General features: G+C 33.8%; 22 protein-coding genes, 1 tRNA gene and 1 other annotated feature. All 23 genes read left to right on the top strand.

Annotated features, from left to right (window positions below; genetic code table 11):
• Window positions 1-25: 25 nt before the first annotated feature.
• The 23 genes from ACU68Y_RS03820 to obgE all read left to right on the top strand — a co-directional run bounded on the left by ACU68Y_RS03820 (window position 26) and on the right by obgE (window position 18,999).
• Window positions 26-111, top strand: a tRNA-Leu gene (locus ACU68Y_RS03820).
• Between the two features lie 28 nt (window positions 112-139).
• Window positions 140-1,468 (top strand): electron transport complex subunit RsxC, encoded by a 1,329-nt coding sequence (gene rsxC / locus ACU68Y_RS03815; RefSeq protein ID WP_002841223.1) that lies wholly within the window; start codon window positions 140-142, stop codon window positions 1,466-1,468.
• A gap of 3 nt (window positions 1,469-1,471) precedes the next feature.
• Window positions 1,472-2,443, top strand: a complete 972-nt coding sequence (locus tag ACU68Y_RS03810) for an RnfABCDGE type electron transport complex subunit D (RefSeq protein WP_094202515.1) — start codon at window positions 1,472-1,474, stop codon at window positions 2,441-2,443.
• Window positions 2,440-3,012, top strand: a complete 573-nt coding sequence (locus ACU68Y_RS03805) for an FMN-binding protein (protein ID WP_002841443.1) — start codon at window positions 2,440-2,442, stop codon at window positions 3,010-3,012. The genes ACU68Y_RS03810 and ACU68Y_RS03805 overlap by 4 nt, the downstream gene beginning before the upstream one ends.
• A gap of 10 nt (window positions 3,013-3,022) precedes the next feature.
• Window positions 3,023-3,652 (top strand): electron transport complex subunit RsxE, encoded by a 630-nt coding sequence (gene rsxE / locus ACU68Y_RS03800; RefSeq protein ID WP_002840581.1) that lies wholly within the window; start codon window positions 3,023-3,025, stop codon window positions 3,650-3,652.
• Window positions 3,652-4,233 carry an electron transport complex protein RnfA gene (locus tag ACU68Y_RS03795; protein ID WP_316534208.1) on the top strand — a complete coding sequence of 194 codons (582 nt, stop codon included), beginning with the start codon at window positions 3,652-3,654 and terminating at the stop codon, window positions 4,231-4,233. Before rsxE ends, ACU68Y_RS03795 begins: the two co-directional genes overlap by 1 nt.
• 10 nt (window positions 4,234-4,243) lie before the next feature.
• Window positions 4,244-5,095 carry an RnfABCDGE type electron transport complex subunit B gene (locus ACU68Y_RS03790; protein WP_094225463.1) on the top strand — a complete coding sequence of 284 codons (852 nt, stop codon included), beginning with the start codon at window positions 4,244-4,246 and terminating at the stop codon, window positions 5,093-5,095.
• A gap of 185 nt (window positions 5,096-5,280) precedes the next feature.
• Complete coding sequence (locus tag ACU68Y_RS03785) at window positions 5,281-5,955, top strand: DUF969 domain-containing protein (RefSeq protein WP_002838831.1); 675 nt, start codon at window positions 5,281-5,283, stop codon at window positions 5,953-5,955.
• Window positions 5,948-6,934, top strand: coding sequence for a 5-oxoproline transporter, DUF979 family subunit (locus ACU68Y_RS03780; protein WP_446755341.1), 987 nt, complete (start codon window positions 5,948-5,950; stop codon window positions 6,932-6,934). Before ACU68Y_RS03785 ends, ACU68Y_RS03780 begins: the two co-directional genes overlap by 8 nt.
• Before the next feature lie 11 nt (window positions 6,935-6,945).
• Complete coding sequence (gene pcp / locus ACU68Y_RS03775; RefSeq protein WP_002838852.1) at window positions 6,946-7,587, top strand: pyroglutamyl-peptidase I; 642 nt, start codon at window positions 6,946-6,948, stop codon at window positions 7,585-7,587.
• Window positions 7,588-7,746: 159 nt separating this feature from the next.
• Window positions 7,747-8,124 (top strand): NusG domain II-containing protein, encoded by a 378-nt coding sequence (locus tag ACU68Y_RS03770; RefSeq protein WP_316451133.1) that lies wholly within the window; start codon window positions 7,747-7,749, stop codon window positions 8,122-8,124.
• Window positions 8,124-8,636 (top strand): Gx transporter family protein, encoded by a 513-nt coding sequence (locus ACU68Y_RS03765; RefSeq protein WP_094202519.1) that lies wholly within the window; start codon window positions 8,124-8,126, stop codon window positions 8,634-8,636. Before ACU68Y_RS03770 ends, ACU68Y_RS03765 begins: the two co-directional genes overlap by 1 nt.
• Window positions 8,637-8,638: 2 nt before the next feature.
• Complete coding sequence (gene radC, locus ACU68Y_RS03760; protein ID WP_316533946.1) at window positions 8,639-9,310, top strand: RadC family protein; 672 nt, start codon at window positions 8,639-8,641, stop codon at window positions 9,308-9,310.
• Window positions 9,311-10,306: a rod shape-determining protein gene (locus ACU68Y_RS03755; RefSeq protein ID WP_446755340.1), complete on the top strand. Its 996-nt coding sequence runs from the start codon at window positions 9,311-9,313 to the stop codon at window positions 10,304-10,306.
• Window positions 10,307-11,161, top strand: a complete 855-nt coding sequence (mreC, locus tag ACU68Y_RS03750; protein WP_002838850.1) for a rod shape-determining protein MreC — start codon at window positions 10,307-10,309, stop codon at window positions 11,159-11,161. It abuts the gene before it with no gap.
• Complete coding sequence (gene mreD, locus ACU68Y_RS03745; RefSeq protein ID WP_002840546.1) at window positions 11,162-11,653, top strand: rod shape-determining protein MreD; 492 nt, start codon at window positions 11,162-11,164, stop codon at window positions 11,651-11,653.
• Between the two features lie 8 nt (window positions 11,654-11,661).
• Window positions 11,662-14,988, top strand: coding sequence for a penicillin-binding transpeptidase domain-containing protein (locus ACU68Y_RS03740; RefSeq protein ID WP_446755339.1), 3,327 nt, complete (start codon window positions 11,662-11,664; stop codon window positions 14,986-14,988).
• Window positions 14,969-15,565, top strand: a complete 597-nt coding sequence (locus ACU68Y_RS03735) for a cell division inhibitor (RefSeq protein ID WP_446755338.1) — start codon at window positions 14,969-14,971, stop codon at window positions 15,563-15,565. The genes ACU68Y_RS03740 and ACU68Y_RS03735 overlap by 20 nt, the downstream gene beginning before the upstream one ends.
• Window positions 15,562-16,566, top strand: a complete 1,005-nt coding sequence (locus ACU68Y_RS03730) for a ribonuclease E/G (RefSeq protein ID WP_094202521.1) — start codon at window positions 15,562-15,564, stop codon at window positions 16,564-16,566. The genes ACU68Y_RS03735 and ACU68Y_RS03730 overlap by 4 nt, the downstream gene beginning before the upstream one ends.
• A 20-nt stretch (window positions 16,567-16,586) precedes the next feature.
• Window positions 16,587-16,659 (top strand) — a sequence feature (ribosomal protein L21 leader region).
• 12 nt (window positions 16,660-16,671) lie between these two features.
• Window positions 16,672-16,980: a 50S ribosomal protein L21 gene (gene rplU, locus ACU68Y_RS03725; protein WP_002838776.1), complete on the top strand. Its 309-nt coding sequence runs from the start codon at window positions 16,672-16,674 to the stop codon at window positions 16,978-16,980.
• Window positions 16,980-17,321 (top strand): ribosomal-processing cysteine protease Prp, encoded by a 342-nt coding sequence (locus tag ACU68Y_RS03720; RefSeq protein ID WP_002838784.1) that lies wholly within the window; start codon window positions 16,980-16,982, stop codon window positions 17,319-17,321. Before rplU ends, ACU68Y_RS03720 begins: the two co-directional genes overlap by 1 nt.
• Complete coding sequence (rpmA, locus tag ACU68Y_RS03715; protein ID WP_002835526.1) at window positions 17,321-17,608, top strand: 50S ribosomal protein L27; 288 nt, start codon at window positions 17,321-17,323, stop codon at window positions 17,606-17,608. Before ACU68Y_RS03720 ends, rpmA begins: the two co-directional genes overlap by 1 nt.
• Before the next feature lie 125 nt (window positions 17,609-17,733).
• Window positions 17,734-18,999 carry a GTPase ObgE gene (obgE, locus tag ACU68Y_RS03710; protein WP_094202522.1) on the top strand — a complete coding sequence of 422 codons (1,266 nt, stop codon included), beginning with the start codon at window positions 17,734-17,736 and terminating at the stop codon, window positions 18,997-18,999.
• Window positions 19,000-19,003: the final 4 nt, after the last annotated feature.

The raw sequence follows: 19,003 nt of genomic DNA, 5'->3' as shown, positions 1-19,003 counted from the left end.
CCTTTTTAATAAAGGTCTTTATCACGCAGGGGTGGTGGAATGGTAGACACGCTGTCTTGAGGGGGCAGTGGGAGTAATCCCGTAAGAGTTCAAGTCTCTTTCTCTGCACCATTTTTTATTTTATTAAAGGGGTGAAAAAATGAGTTTAGAAAATCTGACTTTTAAGGGCGGATTTCACATGGATGATCATAAATCCTACACTCAAAATTGTCCTTTAGATACAAATTTTGAACCTAAAATGGTTTACATCCCATTGCATCAACACATTGGTGCGCCTTGTACACCTATAGTAAAAGTAGGCGACGAGGTTAAAGTGGGCCAAAAAATTGGTGAATCTAAAGCGACTATTTCAGCGCCTGTTCACAGTTCAGTTAGTGGAAAGGTTATGAAAATTGAGCAAATGGTATTGTCAAATGGTCAAAAAGGTGAAGTCGTAGTAATCGAATCAGACGGTTTAAACGAGTTAGGATACACTGAAACAAATGATGATTTCACACAATTATCAAAAGAAGTTATCCTAGAGAGAATAAAAGAAGCTGGTATAGTAGGTTTGGGTGGAGCAGGATTCCCTACACATCTTAAGATGAATAAAAAACCCGATGTAAAAATCGAGCAAGTTATCTTAAACGGGGCAGAATGTGAACCTTATTTAACTAGTGACCAACTTAACATGGAATTATATCCTCAAAAAGCTATCGGTGGATTGAAAATTATCATGAAATTGATGGATTGCGACAAAGGATACATAGGGGTTGAGGATAACAAACAAAAAGCTATCGGAATTTTGAAAAATGCCGCTAAGGATGAGAAAAATATTTCGATTTGCTCTGTTAAAACAAAATACCCACAAGGGGACGAAAGAAGACTTATCAATGCAATTACTGGTAAGAAGATTTCGAAAGCTCAAAGATCAAACGAAAGAGGAGTTCAAGGTTTGAATATTTCAAGTGCTATGGCAATTTACGATGCTGTAGTTCATAGTATTCCTTTGACTCATAGAATTGTAACAATGACAGGTTCAGCTATCAAAGAACCTAAAAATATATACGTTCCTGTAGGTACTAAATTCAAAGATTTAGTAGATTATTGCGACGGATTCAAAGAAACACCATATAAGATTGTAGTTGGTGGACCTATGATGGGTGCTTGCCAATACAATTTGGAAGCTCCAACTGTTAAAACAACAGGTGGAATTATTTGCATGAACGAAAAAGATGCAACTCTTGCTTCTCCAGAACCTTGTATTAAATGTGCTAAGTGTGTGGATGTATGTCCTATCGGCTTATTACCATTGTTCTTACAATTAAAATCATTGAACGGTGATTTTGAAGGAGCAGAAAAAATGCATTTGAATGATTGTATCGAATGTGGTACTTGCAGCTATATTTGTCCATCAAACAGACCATTAGTTGAAGCAATTGTACACGCAAAGACTCAATTAAAAGCACAACAAAGGAAAAGGGGATAGTCTATGGAAAATAAAGAAATTGTACAAAAAGAATACGACTTATCTCATTTAATCGTAGAAGCTGCTCCTCATCAAAGAAGTGCAGAATCTATTCAAAGAATTATGCTTGATGTTATCATCGCTTTAGTTCCTGCTTTGATAGTGAGTGTTTACGAATTCGGAATGAGAAGTTTAGTTTTGGTATTATCAGCAGTTATAGCTTGTGTATTATCAGAATATTGTTATCAAAAAATAATGAAACAACCTTCTACAATTAGCGATTTATCAGCTGTTGTAACAGGTATGCTTTTGGCTTACAACGTTCCAGTTACTTTGCCAATTCCAATGATCATCATAGGATCGGTATTTTCAATCATAATTGTAAAACAATTATTTGGAGGAATTGGTTCAAACTTCATGAACCCTGCATTAGCAGGACGTGCTTTCTTGATGGCAAGTTGGGCACAAGCAATGAGTAACTACACTGCTCCACTAACACAAAAAGCAGTGGACGCTGAAAGTTATGCGACAGTTTTATCAGGTGGTCAACCAGTTGGTTTTATGAATGCCATCATAGGACACATGGGTGGTACAATCGGGGAAGTAAGTGCAATAGCATTACTTATCGGTGTAGCTTATCTATTATACAGAAGAGTAATCAATCTTAGAATTCCATTAGTTTACATCGCAACAACATTTGTTACATTACTTATTTGTGGCGTAGGAATTCAAGACGCTTTTATGAACATATTTATTGGTGGTTTAATCTTGGGAGCATTCTACATGGCTACAGATTATTCAACTAGTCCAGTTACTCCAAAAGGACAAATTATATTTGCTATTGGTTGTGGTTTCTTTACAGCTATCATAAGACAATTTGGTAACCTTCCAGAAGGTGTATCTTATGCGATAATCTTCATGAACTGTGCAGTACCATTTATCGATCAATATACAGTTCCAACACCAATTGGTAGAGGAGGTAAACAAGGAATATGAGAAGTTCAATAAATTTAGCTATTAGATTGTTTATAATCACAGCAATTAGTGCGGTTGTACTTGCATTTGCAAACCAAGTTACAGAACCGATTATCGAAGCTAAAAGATTAGAAAATTATCAAAAATCTTTGAAGGTAGCTTTTCCTGATGCAGAATCTTTTAAACCGCTTGATGAAGCAAAAATCAAAGATTTGAAAGCAAAAGACGAAAACTTAGATGACGTACAAGAAGCTATCAAAGGTGGCAAACCAGTAGGTCATGTATATAAAGCAATAGGCGTTGGCGGATATTCAGGAAATGTTGTTTTCGTATTTGGTGTAAACAATGAAAATAAAATCGTAGGATATTCAATTCTTGAATCACAAGAAACTCCAGGAATTGGAAGTAGAATTGGGGATCCAGAATTCGTAGATTCAGTTATTGGAAAATCTATGGAAAAAGAAATAGCAGCTGTGAAAAAACCACAAGCTGACAACGAAATTCAAGCTTTAAGTGGTGCAACTTATTCCACTACAGCAGCCAAAAACGCATTGAACGTAGCTCAAAAAGCTAATGCGGGATTAAAATAGGAGGGAAATTATGGAAAAAGGTAAAGCGGCTAAAGTTTTCAAAAGCAGCATTCTTAAGAACAACCCAGTTTTAATCCAATTGGTAGGTTTGTGTTCTGTACTTGGTGTATCTACATCAGTAGAAAACGCAATTGGTATGACTGCGGCGTTCACATTCGTTTTGATTTGTTCAAACATAGTAATATCATTACTTAGAAATTTTATTCCGGATAAAGTAAGAATTCCGGCATATATCGTTGTAATCGCAACATTCGTAACATTAGTTTCAATGATACTTGAAGCATTTGTTCCAGCATTATACAGTTCATTGGGAGCATTCGTTCCTCTAATCGTTGTAAACTGTATAATCTTAGCAAGAGCAGAATCTTTCGCATCTAAAAATGGTGTATTCTTGTCATTATTAGATGGTATCTCTAATGGTTTGGGATATGGAGTTGTAATCATTTTGGTTGCATTCATTAGAGAATTATTAGGCTCAGGAAAAATCTTAGGAAAACTTGTAATAGGAAACATTCCACCAATTGGTATCATGTCAGCAGCTCCAGGAGCATTCATGGTACTTGGAATATTGTTAGCTACTTACAATTATTTCTTATCAAGACAAGAAAGAAAGAAGAACAATATGAGAGGTGAAGACTAATGTTAGCAAATATATTTAAAATAATAGTTCTTTACTTATTAGTAAACAACTACGTATTTGGTCAATTCTTAGGACTTTGCCCATTGATAGGTGTATCTTCAAAAACTGAAACAGCTATTGGTATGGGTATGGCAGTATTCTTCGTTATCACAATAGCATCTGTCGTAACTTACGTTCTACAAATTCAAATACTAGAAAGATTTCACATTGAATACTTACAAACGATAGTGTTCATATTGGTTATTGCGACATTGGTACAATTCGTAGAAATGGCATTAAAGAAAATGAGTCCAAACTTGTACTCCGCACTTGGTGTGTTCTTGCCTCTTATAACTACAAACTGTATAGTATTGGGTGTTGCATTAGCAAACGTAAAAGAAAAATACAACTTAATTGAAACATTAGCAAGTGCTATCGGTGCTTCACTAGGTTTCATTTTAGCGATAACTTTATTAGCTGCAATCAGAGAAAGAATCGCAATGAACAAAAATATTCCTGAAAGTTTTAAAGGTGTACCAATCGCATTTATTACTATTGGATTAATGGCGATGACATTCTTCGGATTCGGCGGATTGGTATAGGAGGTAATAAATGACAATTTTAACTCCATTTATAATCTTGGGAGCACTAGGAATTTTATTTGCATTGCTTTTGGGTTTTGCATCTAAAAAATTCGAAGTTCAAGTTGATAGAAGAGTACTTAAAGTAAGAGAAATGTTACCGGGCGCAAACTGTGGTGCCTGTGGATTTCCAGGTTGCGACGGACTTGCAGATGCCATCGTAAACAAAGGAGCACCTTGTAATTCTTGTCCAGTTGGTGGAAAAGAAACTGCCGACAAATTAGCAGCATTCATGGGAGCTGACGCAGTGGATTCTGCAAAGCAAGTTGCATGTGTAATGTGCCAAGGAACTCCAGAATACGCTACTGAAAAATTCAAATACAAAGGTATTATGGATTGTAGAGTTAACCACAATCTTCAAGGTGGAAGCAAAACTTGTCCAGACGGATGTTTGGGTTGCGGAACTTGTGTAGATGTGTGTGACTTCGATGCGATTCACATTGTAAATGGCATTGCATTAGTAGACAAAGAAAAATGTACATCTTGTAAAAAATGTATTGAAATTTGTCCAAGAAATATTATTAAACTTGTTGACTATGATCAAGACGTTTATGTAAGATGTAACAGTCACGATAAAGGTAAAGATGTAAGACAATACTGTAAAGTTGGATGTATTGCTTGTGGAATTTGCGCTAAGATGTGTCCAGACGGATTCAGCGTTGAAGATAACTTAGCTCACTTCAACAATGCTGAAGGATTAGATCCAGAACAAGTTCAAAAAGCAGTAGACAAATGTCCTACAAAAGCTATTTATCCAGGACTAAAAATAAAAGAAGAACAAGCTAAAGCAAAAGCTCAAGAAGCTGCTGTTAAAGAAGCTTAATATTTTACAGACCGTAAATTTTACGGTCTGTTTTTTTGAGATTAATTATTATAAATTTAACGAATAAAAATAACGCAACAATGAAATTGAAAATAAAATTTAATTAAAAGTTTAAAATAAAAAAGTATCGGGTATAATCTTAAGAAGCTAAAATCTATTTGGCTAATAAAATTAAGGAGCAAAGTATGGGAGAATATTTAGTTTTCATAGGAATATTAATTATTGTCGTTGGATTCGCACTAAAACTAGATGTTTTGGGAATAGTTCTCTTGGCAGGTCTTGTTACAGGTCTTGCAGGAGGTCTCGGATTAACAGGCACTTTGAAAATTATGGGAGAGGGATTTGTCAACAATAGACTGATGAGTTTGTTCTTGATTTCATTCCCTGTTATCGCGATTATGGAACGATACGGACTAAAGGAAAAGGCTAGAGATTTTATATCGAAATTTAAAATGGCTAGTGCAGCGTCTGTTTTATGGATTTATTTATTCATTAGATGGATAGCAGCTGCTTTTTCTTTAAGACTTGGTGGACACGTTCAATTTATACGTCCATTGATTTTACCAATGGCAGAAGGTGCTGCAAGAAAGAAAGTAGATTTGACAGAAGTTAGACTTGATGAATTAAAAGGTCTTGCTGCTGCTGTAGAAAACTATGGTAACTTCTACGGACAAAATATATTTCCATTGGCATCTGGTGTACTTTTAATGCAAACTACTTTAAAAGATGCAGGATTCCCATTGGACACGGCAGAAATAGCTAAATGGTCTATATTTGCAGGTGTTAGTATGTTGATTATTGCACTTATACAATGTGCTGTTTTTGAAATGAAACTTAGAAAGGATATGAAAAATGCTTGATTTTTTTGTAGATAATAAAGTAGCTCTTGATGAGATAGCATACATCTTATGTGGAATTATCTGCATAATGACTGGTATCCGTGCAAGACTCAACAAAGAAGCAAAGATTGGTACAATGATTTTCTGGATATTATTGGGAATATTATTTGCCGGTGGAGGATTCTTGGTTAGACATGTAGAATCTGGTGGAATAATTGTAGGTGTTATACTTTTATTATTGGGAGTTTTATCAATTGCTAACCAAATCAAACCAGGAGAATTTAAAGAACTAACAGAAGAAGAAAGAGAGAAAAATGCTGAAAAAGTTGGAGGCAAGATTTTTATTCCGGCTTTAGTAATGGGAATTAGTGCAATGCTTCTATCGCAATTGAAATCATTTAAGATTCCATTGAAAAATTCTGACGCAGTATTCTCATTGTCAGCTGCTCAAGTTCTTACTATTTCATCATTATTGGCTTTGATTATTGCGATTATTATTGCAAAACCAAAAGCAAAAGAAACTGCTGAGGACACTACTAAAATGTTGATGCAAGTTGGATCTTCATCATTACTACCACAATTATTAGGTGGTTTGGGAGTTATATTTGCATCTGCAGGGGTAGGTAAACTAATAGGTAGCTTGGCTGCTGGAATTGTAGGCGATGCGGGAGTATTTGCAGCCGCTGTTGCATATATTGTTGGAATGGTTATATTTACGATGATAATGGGTAATGCATTTGCTGCATTTACTGTTATTACTCTAGGAATTGGTGTTCCTTTATTGATGGCAAAAGGTGCAAATCCTGCTGTTGTAGCATCACTTGGTATGACTGCTGGTTACTGCGGTACTTTGATGACACCAATGGCAGCAAACTTTAACATAGTGCCAGCTGCAATCTTAGAGATGAAAGATAAAAACGGAGTTATTAAAGCACAACTTCCAGTTGCTTTAGCTCTAGTTGTTGTTCATGTTGTATTATTAATGATATTAGCATTTTAGGAGGTAAATTTATGAAAATATTAGTTTCAGGTTTTGATCCATTTGGTGGAGAAAAAATCAATCCTGCTATTGAATCAGTTAAGCTATTACCTGATTCAATTAAAGGAAATGAAATAATCAAAATAGAAATTCCTACAGTTATTGGAAAAAGTGTAGACAAATTAAAAGAAAAAATAAAAGAAGTTAAACCAGATGTTGTAATATCAGTTGGACAAGCTGGTGGACGTGAAGACATCACTGTAGAAAGAGTCGCAATCAACGTTGATGATTGTAGAATTAAGGATAACGAGGGAAACCAACCAATCGACGAAAAAATCGCCGAAGATGGTCCTGATGCATATTTGTTGACTTTACCAATCAAAGCAATGGTTGAAAACATAAAATCAGCAAACATTCCAGCATCTGTGTCAAACACTGCAGGAACATTCATCTGTAATCATGTTGCATACGGAATGGCTCATCTAAGAGCTACTGAATATCCTAATATGAGAACAGGATTTATTCACATTCCATTCTTACCAGAACAAGTTTTGAATAAACCACACACTGCTTCAATGAACTTGGATACAATTGCAAAGGCATTGGAAAAAGCAATTGAAGCTGTAATAGACAATGATGAAGACATCAAAGTTACAGGTGGAAAAACTCATTAAAAAATTTTTTGAAAAATCATTAATAGTTTAATTGAAGAACTTCGAAATATTTAAAGTTTCGAGGTTCTTTTTATTTGCAAATGAATTTTCGTTTTTGTTTAATCTTGAAAAGATACACGATAAAATGATAAACTATAAGGTAGTTTAAAGGAGAAATTTATGACTAAATACGATAAAATTTTGATTGGATTTTTGTTGTGTTTTTCGGCCATCTTGTTTGTGATTTTAAATTATAATAACGTAAATGCACAAGATAAATACGTTTCAATTCAAGTGAATGGAAAAGAAATCAAACAAATTACACTTCCAATCGATCATTATGATTATAAAATCGATAATAAATACGGTCACAACGTTGTTCATATTCATGGATATAGCGTTTCAATTACTGAATCCGATTGTCCGGACAAGTTGTGTATGCTAAAAGGAAAGATAGATAAACCAGGGGATGTTATTGTTTGTTTGCCGAACAAATTAGTTGTAGAAATTAAGGCTAACAAGCAAAACAAAGATGATATTGATGTGGTGAATTATTGATGAAAAGATTACATATTCCTATTTTAACGGCAGTTGCATTGGTTGTAAGCTTGATTGAGTCGATGATTCCACTTCCAATCGTAATGCCTGGAGCAAAACTTGGGCTCAGCAACATTGTAATATTGACATGTTTAATTGTTTTTGGATTTAGAGATTCTCTTGTAATAGGAATCCTAAAATCATTTTTATTAATGCTAATTACAGGGGCGGTTATAAGCTTTTTCTATTCATTGGCAGGAGCTGTAAGTTCACTTGTTGTGATGTATTTGGTCAACAAATATTTGAGAAAATATTTTTCGTTGATTGGTGTTAGCTTGTTTGGAGCTTTTACTCATAACTTATCGCAAGTTTTGGTGTGTGCAGTTATGCTGAACAATCTTAGAATTTTGGTTTATTTGCCAATTTTGGTGTTTTTGAGTATATTTACAGGTGTATTTGTTGGACTTACTTCAAATTACCTAACAAATGCACTTTCTAAGCAAAAAAATTATTTGTTTAATAATAGGAGATAACAATGAGAGTTAAGGAAATGAATGAGTCCCTAAGACCCAGAGAAAAAATGAAAGTCAATGGTATTTCTTCAATGAGCGATGAAGAGTTGATGCAAATTATATTGAAGACTGGAATAAAAGAAGAGGGAGTAGAAATTCTCTCAAAAAGAGTCATCGATTACATTAACGAAAATGATTACAAGGATTTGTGCGTTGAGGAATTGATGAAAATAAAGGGAATTGGGATGGCAAAGGCTACATCAATCCTGGCTGGAATCGAGATAGGAAGAAGACTTGCTTTGAGAAAAGCGATGGATAGTTTCAGTCTGAATGATCCAGATAGTGTTGCAGAGATTTTTTGTAATGAGATTGGAAGTTGCGATGTGGAAAACTTCTATGCACTACTTCTCGATACAAAAAATAGAATTATTTCCAAAGAACTTATTAGCAAGGGTACTATAAATCAATCTATCGTTCATCCTAGAGAAGTTTTTAAATCTGCTATTAAAAAGGGAGCGAATTCGATTATTTTAGTACACAATCATCCGTCAGGCTCACTTATTCCATCAAATGCGGATATTGAAGTTACAAAAAGATTGGATAAAGTGGGAGATTTGGTAGGAATACAAGTGTTAGATCATATTATTGTTAGCTCGAACGATAGTCTGAGTATGAGGAAAGGAATGTATTTTTAAATGAAATTATTTAAATTTCAACAAGAGGGTTTGGGAATTGATTTGGGAACTTCTAATTCCGTTATTTCCGATGAAAATGGGAAAATAATAATCAACGAACCTAGCGTTGTTGCTATAGATATAAATAATTATGATATTGTCGCTGTGGGAACTGAAGCGAAAAGTATGATTGGCAAAACTCCAGACAATATCGTAGCAATCAGTCCGATTGAAAACGGAGTTATAGCTGATTTTGAATCCACTGTTAGCATGCTTTCGTATTTTATTAAAAAAGCGAGACCAAATTTTTCGGTTTTCCAACCAGAAGTGTGTGTATCGGTGTCTGCATCTTTGACGGATGTTGAAAGAAGAAGTGTGGAAGATTTGGCGTTAAATGCTGGAGCGAGAAGTGTGAAATTAGTTGAAGAAAACATAGCTTCTCTTAAAGGATTGGGTGTCGATGTGGATGAACCAACGGGACACATTATTTTAAATATTGGTGCAGGTACAATCGAAGCTTCTGTGATTAGTTTGGGTGGAATTGTGACAAGCTATTGCATAAAAAGCGGTGGAGAAGATATTGACCAAGAAATCAAACAAATTTTGAAGAAAAAATTTGGAGTTAACATTGGTATTTCAACAGCAGAAGCGATTAAATTTAAGATTGCGACGTTGAATTCTGACAGGGAAAACAACACGATGATTGTCGGGGGAACTGATGTGATATCCACGATGCCAAAATCTGTTGAAATTAGGGCGAAGGATATTACACCTGCGATTGTGCCGATAGCAGATATGTGCATTGAAGCATTGAGAAAAGTGTTGGAGAAAACTCCGCCAGATATTGCAAACGACATTATTGCAGAAGGAATCTACATTGTAGGTGGAGTGAGCCTTATCGACTACATTCACGAATATATCACAAATGTTTTGGGAATCAAGGTGTTGAAAGTGGATAGTCCGATGGATTGCACGGGAATTGGTATTGGCAAATTCTTAAAGAAGGGAGACAAATAATTGGCTAAGTTTGGATATAATAAAAAGCTTAGAAAACAAGTTTTTTTCTTCGTAGTGACTTTGTTTCTCATATTGACGATTACGATATCAAACCACAACAAAAGCTACATGTCTATCGGAGAAAATGCGATAGGAACAGTGATTACTCCTGTTAACAAAGTGTTTTATGTGATAGGCTCCAAATTCAAAGAGTCGGTTCATTATGTTTTTGGAACTAAAAAAATGCGTGAAGATAATAAGAGATTAACTGTGGAAAACGCAAAACTACGAAAAAACGTAGATAATTTGAACAAAGTTATAAGCGATAAGAGATATTTGCAAGAAGAATACGAACTTTTGAGTAAGGATAGAACTATAAAAACAAAAGCTTTCATAACAGGAAAAGATCCAGGAAATATTTTTACAAGATTTAGTATTGATAAAGGTTCGATGGATAAAATCAAAAAAGGTGACATTGTGATTGAGGCTGTTTCTTCAAATGATGGAATCGAGAAAGGTTTGGTTGGAGTTGTAACGGAAGTTGGACTTAACCATAGCAAAGTGGATACTATTATGAACAGCGGAAACAACGTTGGATTTAGGCTTGCAAAAAGCGAAGATGTTGGGATTTTGAACGAAAAAGAAAAAGATATTCTCAAAGGATACATGTACGATTCTAATGCCGATGTAAAAGTTGGAGATGTTTTGACAACATCAGGACTTGGAGGAGTGTATCCAAGAGACATCAAAATCGGAGAGGTGACAGAAGTTATCAAGACAAAGGATAATTTCACCAAAATTGTCAAATGTAAATCCCAAATCAACTTCAACAATATGTACCGCGTTCTTATAGTGGATGGACAAGGAGTGAATTAGATGAACAAATTAAAAATATTTTTGATAGTTTTGTTGGACATCATAATCCAAGCGACACTTCTTTCCAGAATTTCAGTGTTCAACGTGTACACGAATATTTCGATTCCGATAGTTGTGTTGTTGTCCATTGGATTTGGTGCGTACACAGGATCATTAAACGGTATGATAATCGGACTAATTGAAGATGCGATATTCAGTCCAGTTATTGGGGTAAGAGCGTTGATTTATTTTACATCAGGATTTTTGATTGGAAATAGCGAAGCAGGAATTAACAAAGAAGATCCAAGAAGTGGTATGATACTAACGTTTTTTGTGACTTTGTATTACACTCTTGTTCATTATTTCGTACTCTACATTACAGGAAATGGATTCAATAAAGCTTATTTAAAAGGACCAATTTTAATCGAAATGATTTTAAATGTTCTATTGTATTATGTTTTGTTCAGATTGTTCAAAAAGATATTTAAATTTCCAAAGTTTAAGTTTATTTGAGGTACACAATGAAGAAATTTGACAATAAATTTTTGAAAAAACTCGAAAAATACGATAGATTTACTATAATTATTGTGATATTGGCAATAATGATGGCTGTACTTTGTTTGAAATTAATGCATTTGACATTAATTAAAGGAAATTACTACAGGGATATTGCCAAAAATAACAGACTTCGTGAAATCAAAATTCCTGCTCCTAGGGGAAATATTTACGACAGAAATGGAGAATTGTTAGCGACGACTAAAAACGTGTATGTTGCTAATTTGTACAAAGATCAAATAAAACAAATGAAAATTGACGATAGTAATGATGCGTTGTTGAATTTGTCGAGGATTTTGGAAAAAGATGGTTCGATGAACACCGAAGATTTTCCAATTGCTCTGAACGCTTTTACTTACAGAAATACGGACGATTATTTGAAAGAAGATAAATCACCATTGGATAAAGTGGCATCAATTGTCATGGATAAAAACATAATGGCAAATCTAATCGACAAGAGCTACACTCAAGAAACTAATCAAGGAATTTATAAGAAAACTGTCCTAGATTATTGCTTGAATGCACTACGCTCAAAAGGTTTGACGTTGAAATTAAATCGTAAAGATAATACAAAGTTTGATACAAATGACAAAGAGACTGTGAAGTTACTAAAAAAACACGGCTTAAAGGAAACTTCAGATGTAAAATCTGCGATTTCTACGATAATACAAAAAGACAAATCCATTATCAGAAAACTTTTGAATGACAGCGTTATTAGATCGATGGTTTACAATGAATTGGAAAAGGAAAATCTTCAAGATAATATCGTTCTGAAAGATATGGAACTGAAAGACAACCAAAAACTTTTGGAGAAAAAAGTTGAAATGATGAAGTTGTCCAACAAAATTGATTTTAAAACAGAAGCTGCTGACGATTTTGTAAATATTGTAAAAGACAATACGATGGTTGAGCTTTTGAAAAAAGTTGATGTAGAAGATGATAAGAAAACTATCGTGTTGGAAAAAGCGCTGAACTTACTCAAGAAAAACGGAATACAAACAAACGTTGAGTTTAGTTTGGATGAAAAAGACAAAAAAAATCCACAAGTTAAGGCTAAGTTTGTAACAGAAAGTAAAAAGTCTACAGATCCTTACAAACACGTTGCAGATTTATTGAATTCAAATAATTTGGCCTATAAGTTTATCACAGACGATGATATAAAACTTATTGCTCAGTCGGTAAACACTGAAAACAACATCAATCCTTCGATTAGTGTTAATGATTGGAAATACATTTACGAAAAAAATATGGAAGATTTCTACAAGAGTTATGACAAGGAAATGAATTCTGATGTTAAGCTTTTGTATGAAGAAATTTTGAAGAAAAATAAATGCGAGAAATTTTCTAAGTATGACGCATACAATATTGTAAGCATATACAATCAATTGAAAAACAAAGGGCAAAAAGGATACGAGCCAATTGCTCTAAGTTACAATTTAACAGAGGAATCTGTTAGTAGCATCGAAGAAAAATTCGGAAAAAACCAAGGAATAGAAGTGGCGACTAGACCTGTTAGATATTATCCTAATGGCGAAGAATTAAGTCACGTATTGGGATATATCGGAAAAATTTCTACTGAAAAAGAAATCGAGGAGTATGTCAAACAAAAAGGATACAGCAAGGATTCTTTGATTGGAAAAACAGGAATTGAAGAAAGCAAAGAAGATGCATTGAAAGGACAAGACGGATCATTAAGAGTTATGGTCGACAGTAAAGGAAATAGAACCGAAACTTTGTCTGAGAAAAAAGCAATTCCAGGTGACAATGTGTATTTGAGTATTGATACAAATGTCCAAAGGGTTGCTGAAGAATCTTTGAAAAAATCGATAAAAGCTGTAAGCACTGGTGGAACTTATCAATCTGAATGGGGCGACAAAACTTTAGCTGGATACAAAAATGCAAAAAGTGGTGCGGCAGTTGCAGTAGATGTTGAGACTGGAGAAATACTTGCAATGGCATCATTCCCATCGTACAATCCAAATTTATTTTCAACGGGAATTTCACAAACGGATTGGGAAAGTTTACAAGCAGAAGACCCAAAAGATCCAATATCTCCGAGACCATTGTACAATATTCCAATGCAAGCAGCGATGCAACCAGGATCTATTTTTAAACTTAACACCTCACTTGCTGCATTAGAAGGAGGATTTGATCCTTATCACGAAATAAAATGTGGAGGATATGTAGATGTTGGCGGTTCTATATTCGGTTGTTGGATATGGAATGAGCACAAAGGAACTCACGGCAGTGATAATGTAATGAAAGCACTAAGAGATAGTTGTAACTATTATTTCTATTCTTTAGCACTTGGGAAAGATCAAAGACGTTCCAAAGATTTAGGTTATCAATTAAGTATTGATGAATTGGTATCAACTGCGAGAAAACTTGGGCTTGGAAGCAAAACAGGAATTGATATAAATATTCCAGCTGAAAATTCGGGAACTGTTCCAGATCCACAAATAAAAGAAAATAACTTCAAAGCTATATTCAGAAGATTTTTGGAAAAAAATGCAGAAAAATACGTCAAAGAAGGAGAAGTATTTACTCCAAAGGAAATGAAATCAAAAATCGATAAAATAGTTTTACTTGCAGACGACAAGAATCTTCAAACAAGAACAAATATTATAAAAACATTGGATAGTTTGGGATTTGATCCAGACAAGAAACTGGATGGGGAGAGAAATTCGTTCTCCGATAAAATAAAATTCGATTATTTGAACCAATCAAAATGGAATATCGGCGATATGTTAAACGTTGTAATTGGTCAAGGCCAAAACGCATACACGCCACTTCAAATGGCAAGATATATTTCTGCATTTGCAAATAATGGATATTTGAATAAATTATCACTTGTGAATGAAATAAAATCAAATGATAATTCTACATCGCTATTTAAAAACGCAAAGAAAAGCGAAAGAATCAAATTGAAAAATTACGAAAATTTGGAATATATTAGAAAAGGACTTCACTTGGCTACGACTGAAGGATATGAGAAAAACACATTCAGAAACTTTCCAGTTTCTGCAGGAGTGAAGACAGGAACTGCACAAGTAGGCGTTAATCCAGTTACTGGAGAAACTTATGACAACCACGCATGGATGATTGGCTTCGCTCCGGTTGAAAATCCAAAAGTTGCAGTGGTAACAGTCATTATGCAAGGTGGAACGAGCACGAATAATGGACCAATGACAAGAGATATAATGGCAGAAGCGTTGAAATTAAAAAAAGAAAAAGACGAAAAACAAGAAAATACTGAGAGTGAGAATGATATGTATGAAAACAGTACTCGTTAATTCACAATTACAAAAAAAGGCTTTGTTGATACAAAGCCTTTGTAATTTATTAGACGGAAAAATTTTAATAGTAAATTCAGAAAATTCAAGGCAAATCGAATATGCATTGGGAGTGGAGGATTACTGTGTTTATGACACATTGGATGTGTTGAGTCAGGTTGTTGATTATAAGAAATCCATGATAAAAATCAAAGAAGATAAATATATCATACCTTCAACCATAAAACCAGACAAATATTCTGCTACAATTGATGATTACCAAAATTTATTGGATAAATTAAATGAGATTGACATTGTAATATTCACAGAAAACATTGGAATAGAATTTGATGAAGAAATAATGTGGGGAAATCAAGAAAAATCTCACGCAAAAAAATTATTTCAAATTTCAGATTCCTCATCCAAAAGAAAATCGGATTACAAATACATTGGGAAATTAGAATTTACAAATGAATACGAAAAGAAAATCAATTCTTATTCAGAAGATGTAGATGAAAAACTAACTGAAATTATCCAAAATTACAAACAAGACAAAGAAGCCAAAATCAGATTTTTCGACAGGATATTCAAAAGATGAAATACCTATTTATAGACAAAAACACTTGGGGTTACTACGATGATGAGCTGAAATTATTGGGAGATTACGAAAGTGAGCTGGGTAACATTTATGTCGCTAAAATCACAAAATACGACAAGAAACTCGACGCATTTTTTATAGAATACGATAAAAAGAAAACTGGATTTCTCAATAATACATCATTCACACAAGATTTGAAACCTTCAGATGAAATACTGGTTCAAATGACAAAAGAATCTATTGGCGATAAATACCCCAAATTCACAACGAAAATTACGATTGAAACTGAAAATTTGAAATACACAAACGGCGACAAATTAACATTTGAAGGCAAACAAAAATACAAAGATATCGATGATTTCAAACAAAAATATACATTCACAGGAATTGTGGGAGAAAATTTCTTCAAACAAGAAAAAGCACAACAAGAAAAAGAAATGAATTTTATTTTAAATAAATTACGATACATCGAAACAGAGAAGAAATTTCTACCAATTCCTAAACTTTTGTACAAGAAAAATCCTGTGGACAAAATCATTCAAGAAAAAAATGTAGATTATTTGATAACTAATGACAAAATAGTTTACAGACAGTACAAAGAAATTTTAAATGTAAAATTTGATGAAAATTACAATTATAACTATGATAATTTAATAAGTCGTGATATAATAGATAAAAATTCAGAAATAATAAAACTGGACAATAACGCAGAAATTGTCATCCAGAAAACCGAGGCAATGTGGGTTGTGGATGTGAATTCTTCCCAAATGATAATGAGTGAGGATTATTTCCACGAACTGAACACAAAAGCTTTGAAGAAAATCCATCAAATGATTTATTTGAAGAAAATGGTGGGCATGGTTATTGTGGATTGTGTCAGAGAAGGTGACAACAAAAAGTTATCAGATTTTATTAAAGATGAATTTTGTGAACCGAATATAAATTTTCATGGATTTAGCAATTTAAATCTATTAGAATTCACAGTAAAACTTGACAAATAAATCAAATTACTGTACAATTATTTGGTGTGTAACCGCTCGAATCGGGTTTTCAAACTTCAAAAGTACCTTGATTTGGCGAGTCTTAAAAATGAGGAGGTGCACTAAATGTTCGCAATTATTAAAACTGGGGGAAAACAATACAAAGTTTCTGAAGGAGATATCATTAAAGTTGAAAAAATCGAAGCTGAAGCAGGCGATAAAATCGAATTTGATCAAGTATTAATGGTAGCTGGAGATGATGTAAAAGTTGGAAGCCCTGTAGTAGAAGGAGCTAAGGTTTCAGCTGAAGTTTTGGATCAAAAGAAAGACAAGAAAATTGTTATTTTCAAATTCAAAGCTAAGAAAAACTACAGAAAGAAAAAAGGTCACAGACAACCATATACATTAGTTAAAATCGAAAAAATTGATGCTTAATGGTAACTGTCGATATTTTTAGAAAAGACGGAAAAATTGTAAAGGTCAAATCAACAGGTCACGCTGATCATGGATCCTATGGAAATGATGTTGTGTGCAGTGCTATCAGTGTTTATCTGATTAATACTGTAAACACATTTACTGAAATACTTAAGCTTGGCTGTGATAAGTTGAAATTTCATTTTGAAAGCGGAGATGCTTCATTTGAAATAAATTATGACTTACTAAATGAGACTGAAATGATTCAGGTGGATATTTTGATGAAATCATTAATATTCGCGCTTGAATCAATACGAAACGAAAATATAAAACACTTGAAAATTAACTATCGGGAGGTGTAATGATGATAAAATTAGATTTACAATTATTCTCTAGTAAAAAGGGAGTAAGTTCTACTAAGAACGGTCGTGATTCCGAATCCAAAAGATTAGGAACTAAAAAAGGTGACGGCCAATACGTTCTAGCTGGTAACATATTAGTTAGACAAAGAGGAACAAAAATACATCCAGGCAACAATGTTGGAAAGGGTGGAGACGATACACTTTTCACTAAAATTGACGGAGTAGTTAAGTTCGAAAGAATTGGTAAAAACAGAAAGCAAGTTTCTGTATATCCAAAAGAAGCTTAATTTTTAGCAACACCTTTATTATGATTATAAATCGGATTTCCTTTTTATAATCGTAAGGTGTTGCTTTTTTAGTGGAAAATAATGTAAACTTACAAGTATAGTGGGCATTAATAAAGAGGTGAAAAATGTTTATAGATGTAGCGAAGATAGAACTTAAAGCTGGAAAAGGTGGAGACGGTTCTGTTGCATTTAGAAGAGAAAAATACGAACCATCAGGTGGCCCTGCAGGTGGCGACGGCGGAGATGGCGGTAGTATTATAATTGTCGGAGATAAAGACATTAAAACTTTGATGGATTACAGTTATCGATCCATTTACAAAGCTGAAAATGGAGGCGACGGCAGAAATAAAAAACAATTTGGTAAAAAAGGTGAAGATTTAATTCTTAAAGTTCCAGTTGGGACTTTGGTTAAAGATTACGATACAGATACGGTTATCTACGATGTAAAACACGATAAGGAAGAGTTTGTAATTTGCAAAGGTGGCAAAGGCGGAAAGGGAAATGTTCATTTCAAATCATCTATAAGACAAGCACCAAGATTTGCAGAGCCTGGAGAAAAAGGCGAAGAAAAAATAATTAAGTTAGAATTGAAACTTCTAGCTGATGTTGGATTAATTGGTCTTCCTAACGTTGGGAAATCTACACTGTTGTCTATAATGTCAAACGCAAGACCTAAAATTGCAAATTATCATTTCACAACACTTGAGCCAAATCTTGGAGTGTGCAAAGTTGGAGAAAAAAGTTTCGTACTTGCAGATATTCCTGGGTTAATTGAAGGAGCAAGTGAAGGGCTGGGACTTGGTCATGATTTCTTGAAACACATTGAAAGAACTAAAATTTTAGTTCACGTGTTGGATATTTCTGGAAGTGAAGGTAGAAATCCAATCGAAGATTTTGAACTTATCAATAGTGAATTGTCTTCATACAATATCAAATTGAATGATAAAAAAATGCTTGTGGTTTTGAATAAAACAGACCTAGGAGCAGAAGAAAATATAAAAGAATTTAGAGAAAAATATTCTGACAAAGTTGATGAAATTGTAGAAATAAGTGCTGCTACAACTGAGAATGTAGATAAGCTTATGTATTTGATTGCGGATACTTTGGACAGTATAGAAGATGATTATTCTACATTGGACGAACAATACGTTTACTTTGAAGAAGAAAAAGAACCTGATTTCAAAGTTAGAAGAGAAAACGAAAACTACATCGTAGAAGGTCCGTTGATTGAAAACTTAATTTACAGAACAAACTTTGAAGTGTACGAATCTGTAAACCACTTGCAAAAAGTTCTTGAAGATAAGGGAGTTATCCAACAATTAAAAGATCTTGGAATTCAAGATGGAGACAATGTAGTTATCGGTGATGTAGAATTTGATTTTTACGAATAGGAGA

The organism is Finegoldia sp. P1-F-LS, assembly GCF_052932205.1.
The sequence above is the reverse complement of the archived record's forward strand: the minus strand, read 5'-3'. Positions and strand labels throughout refer to the sequence as shown.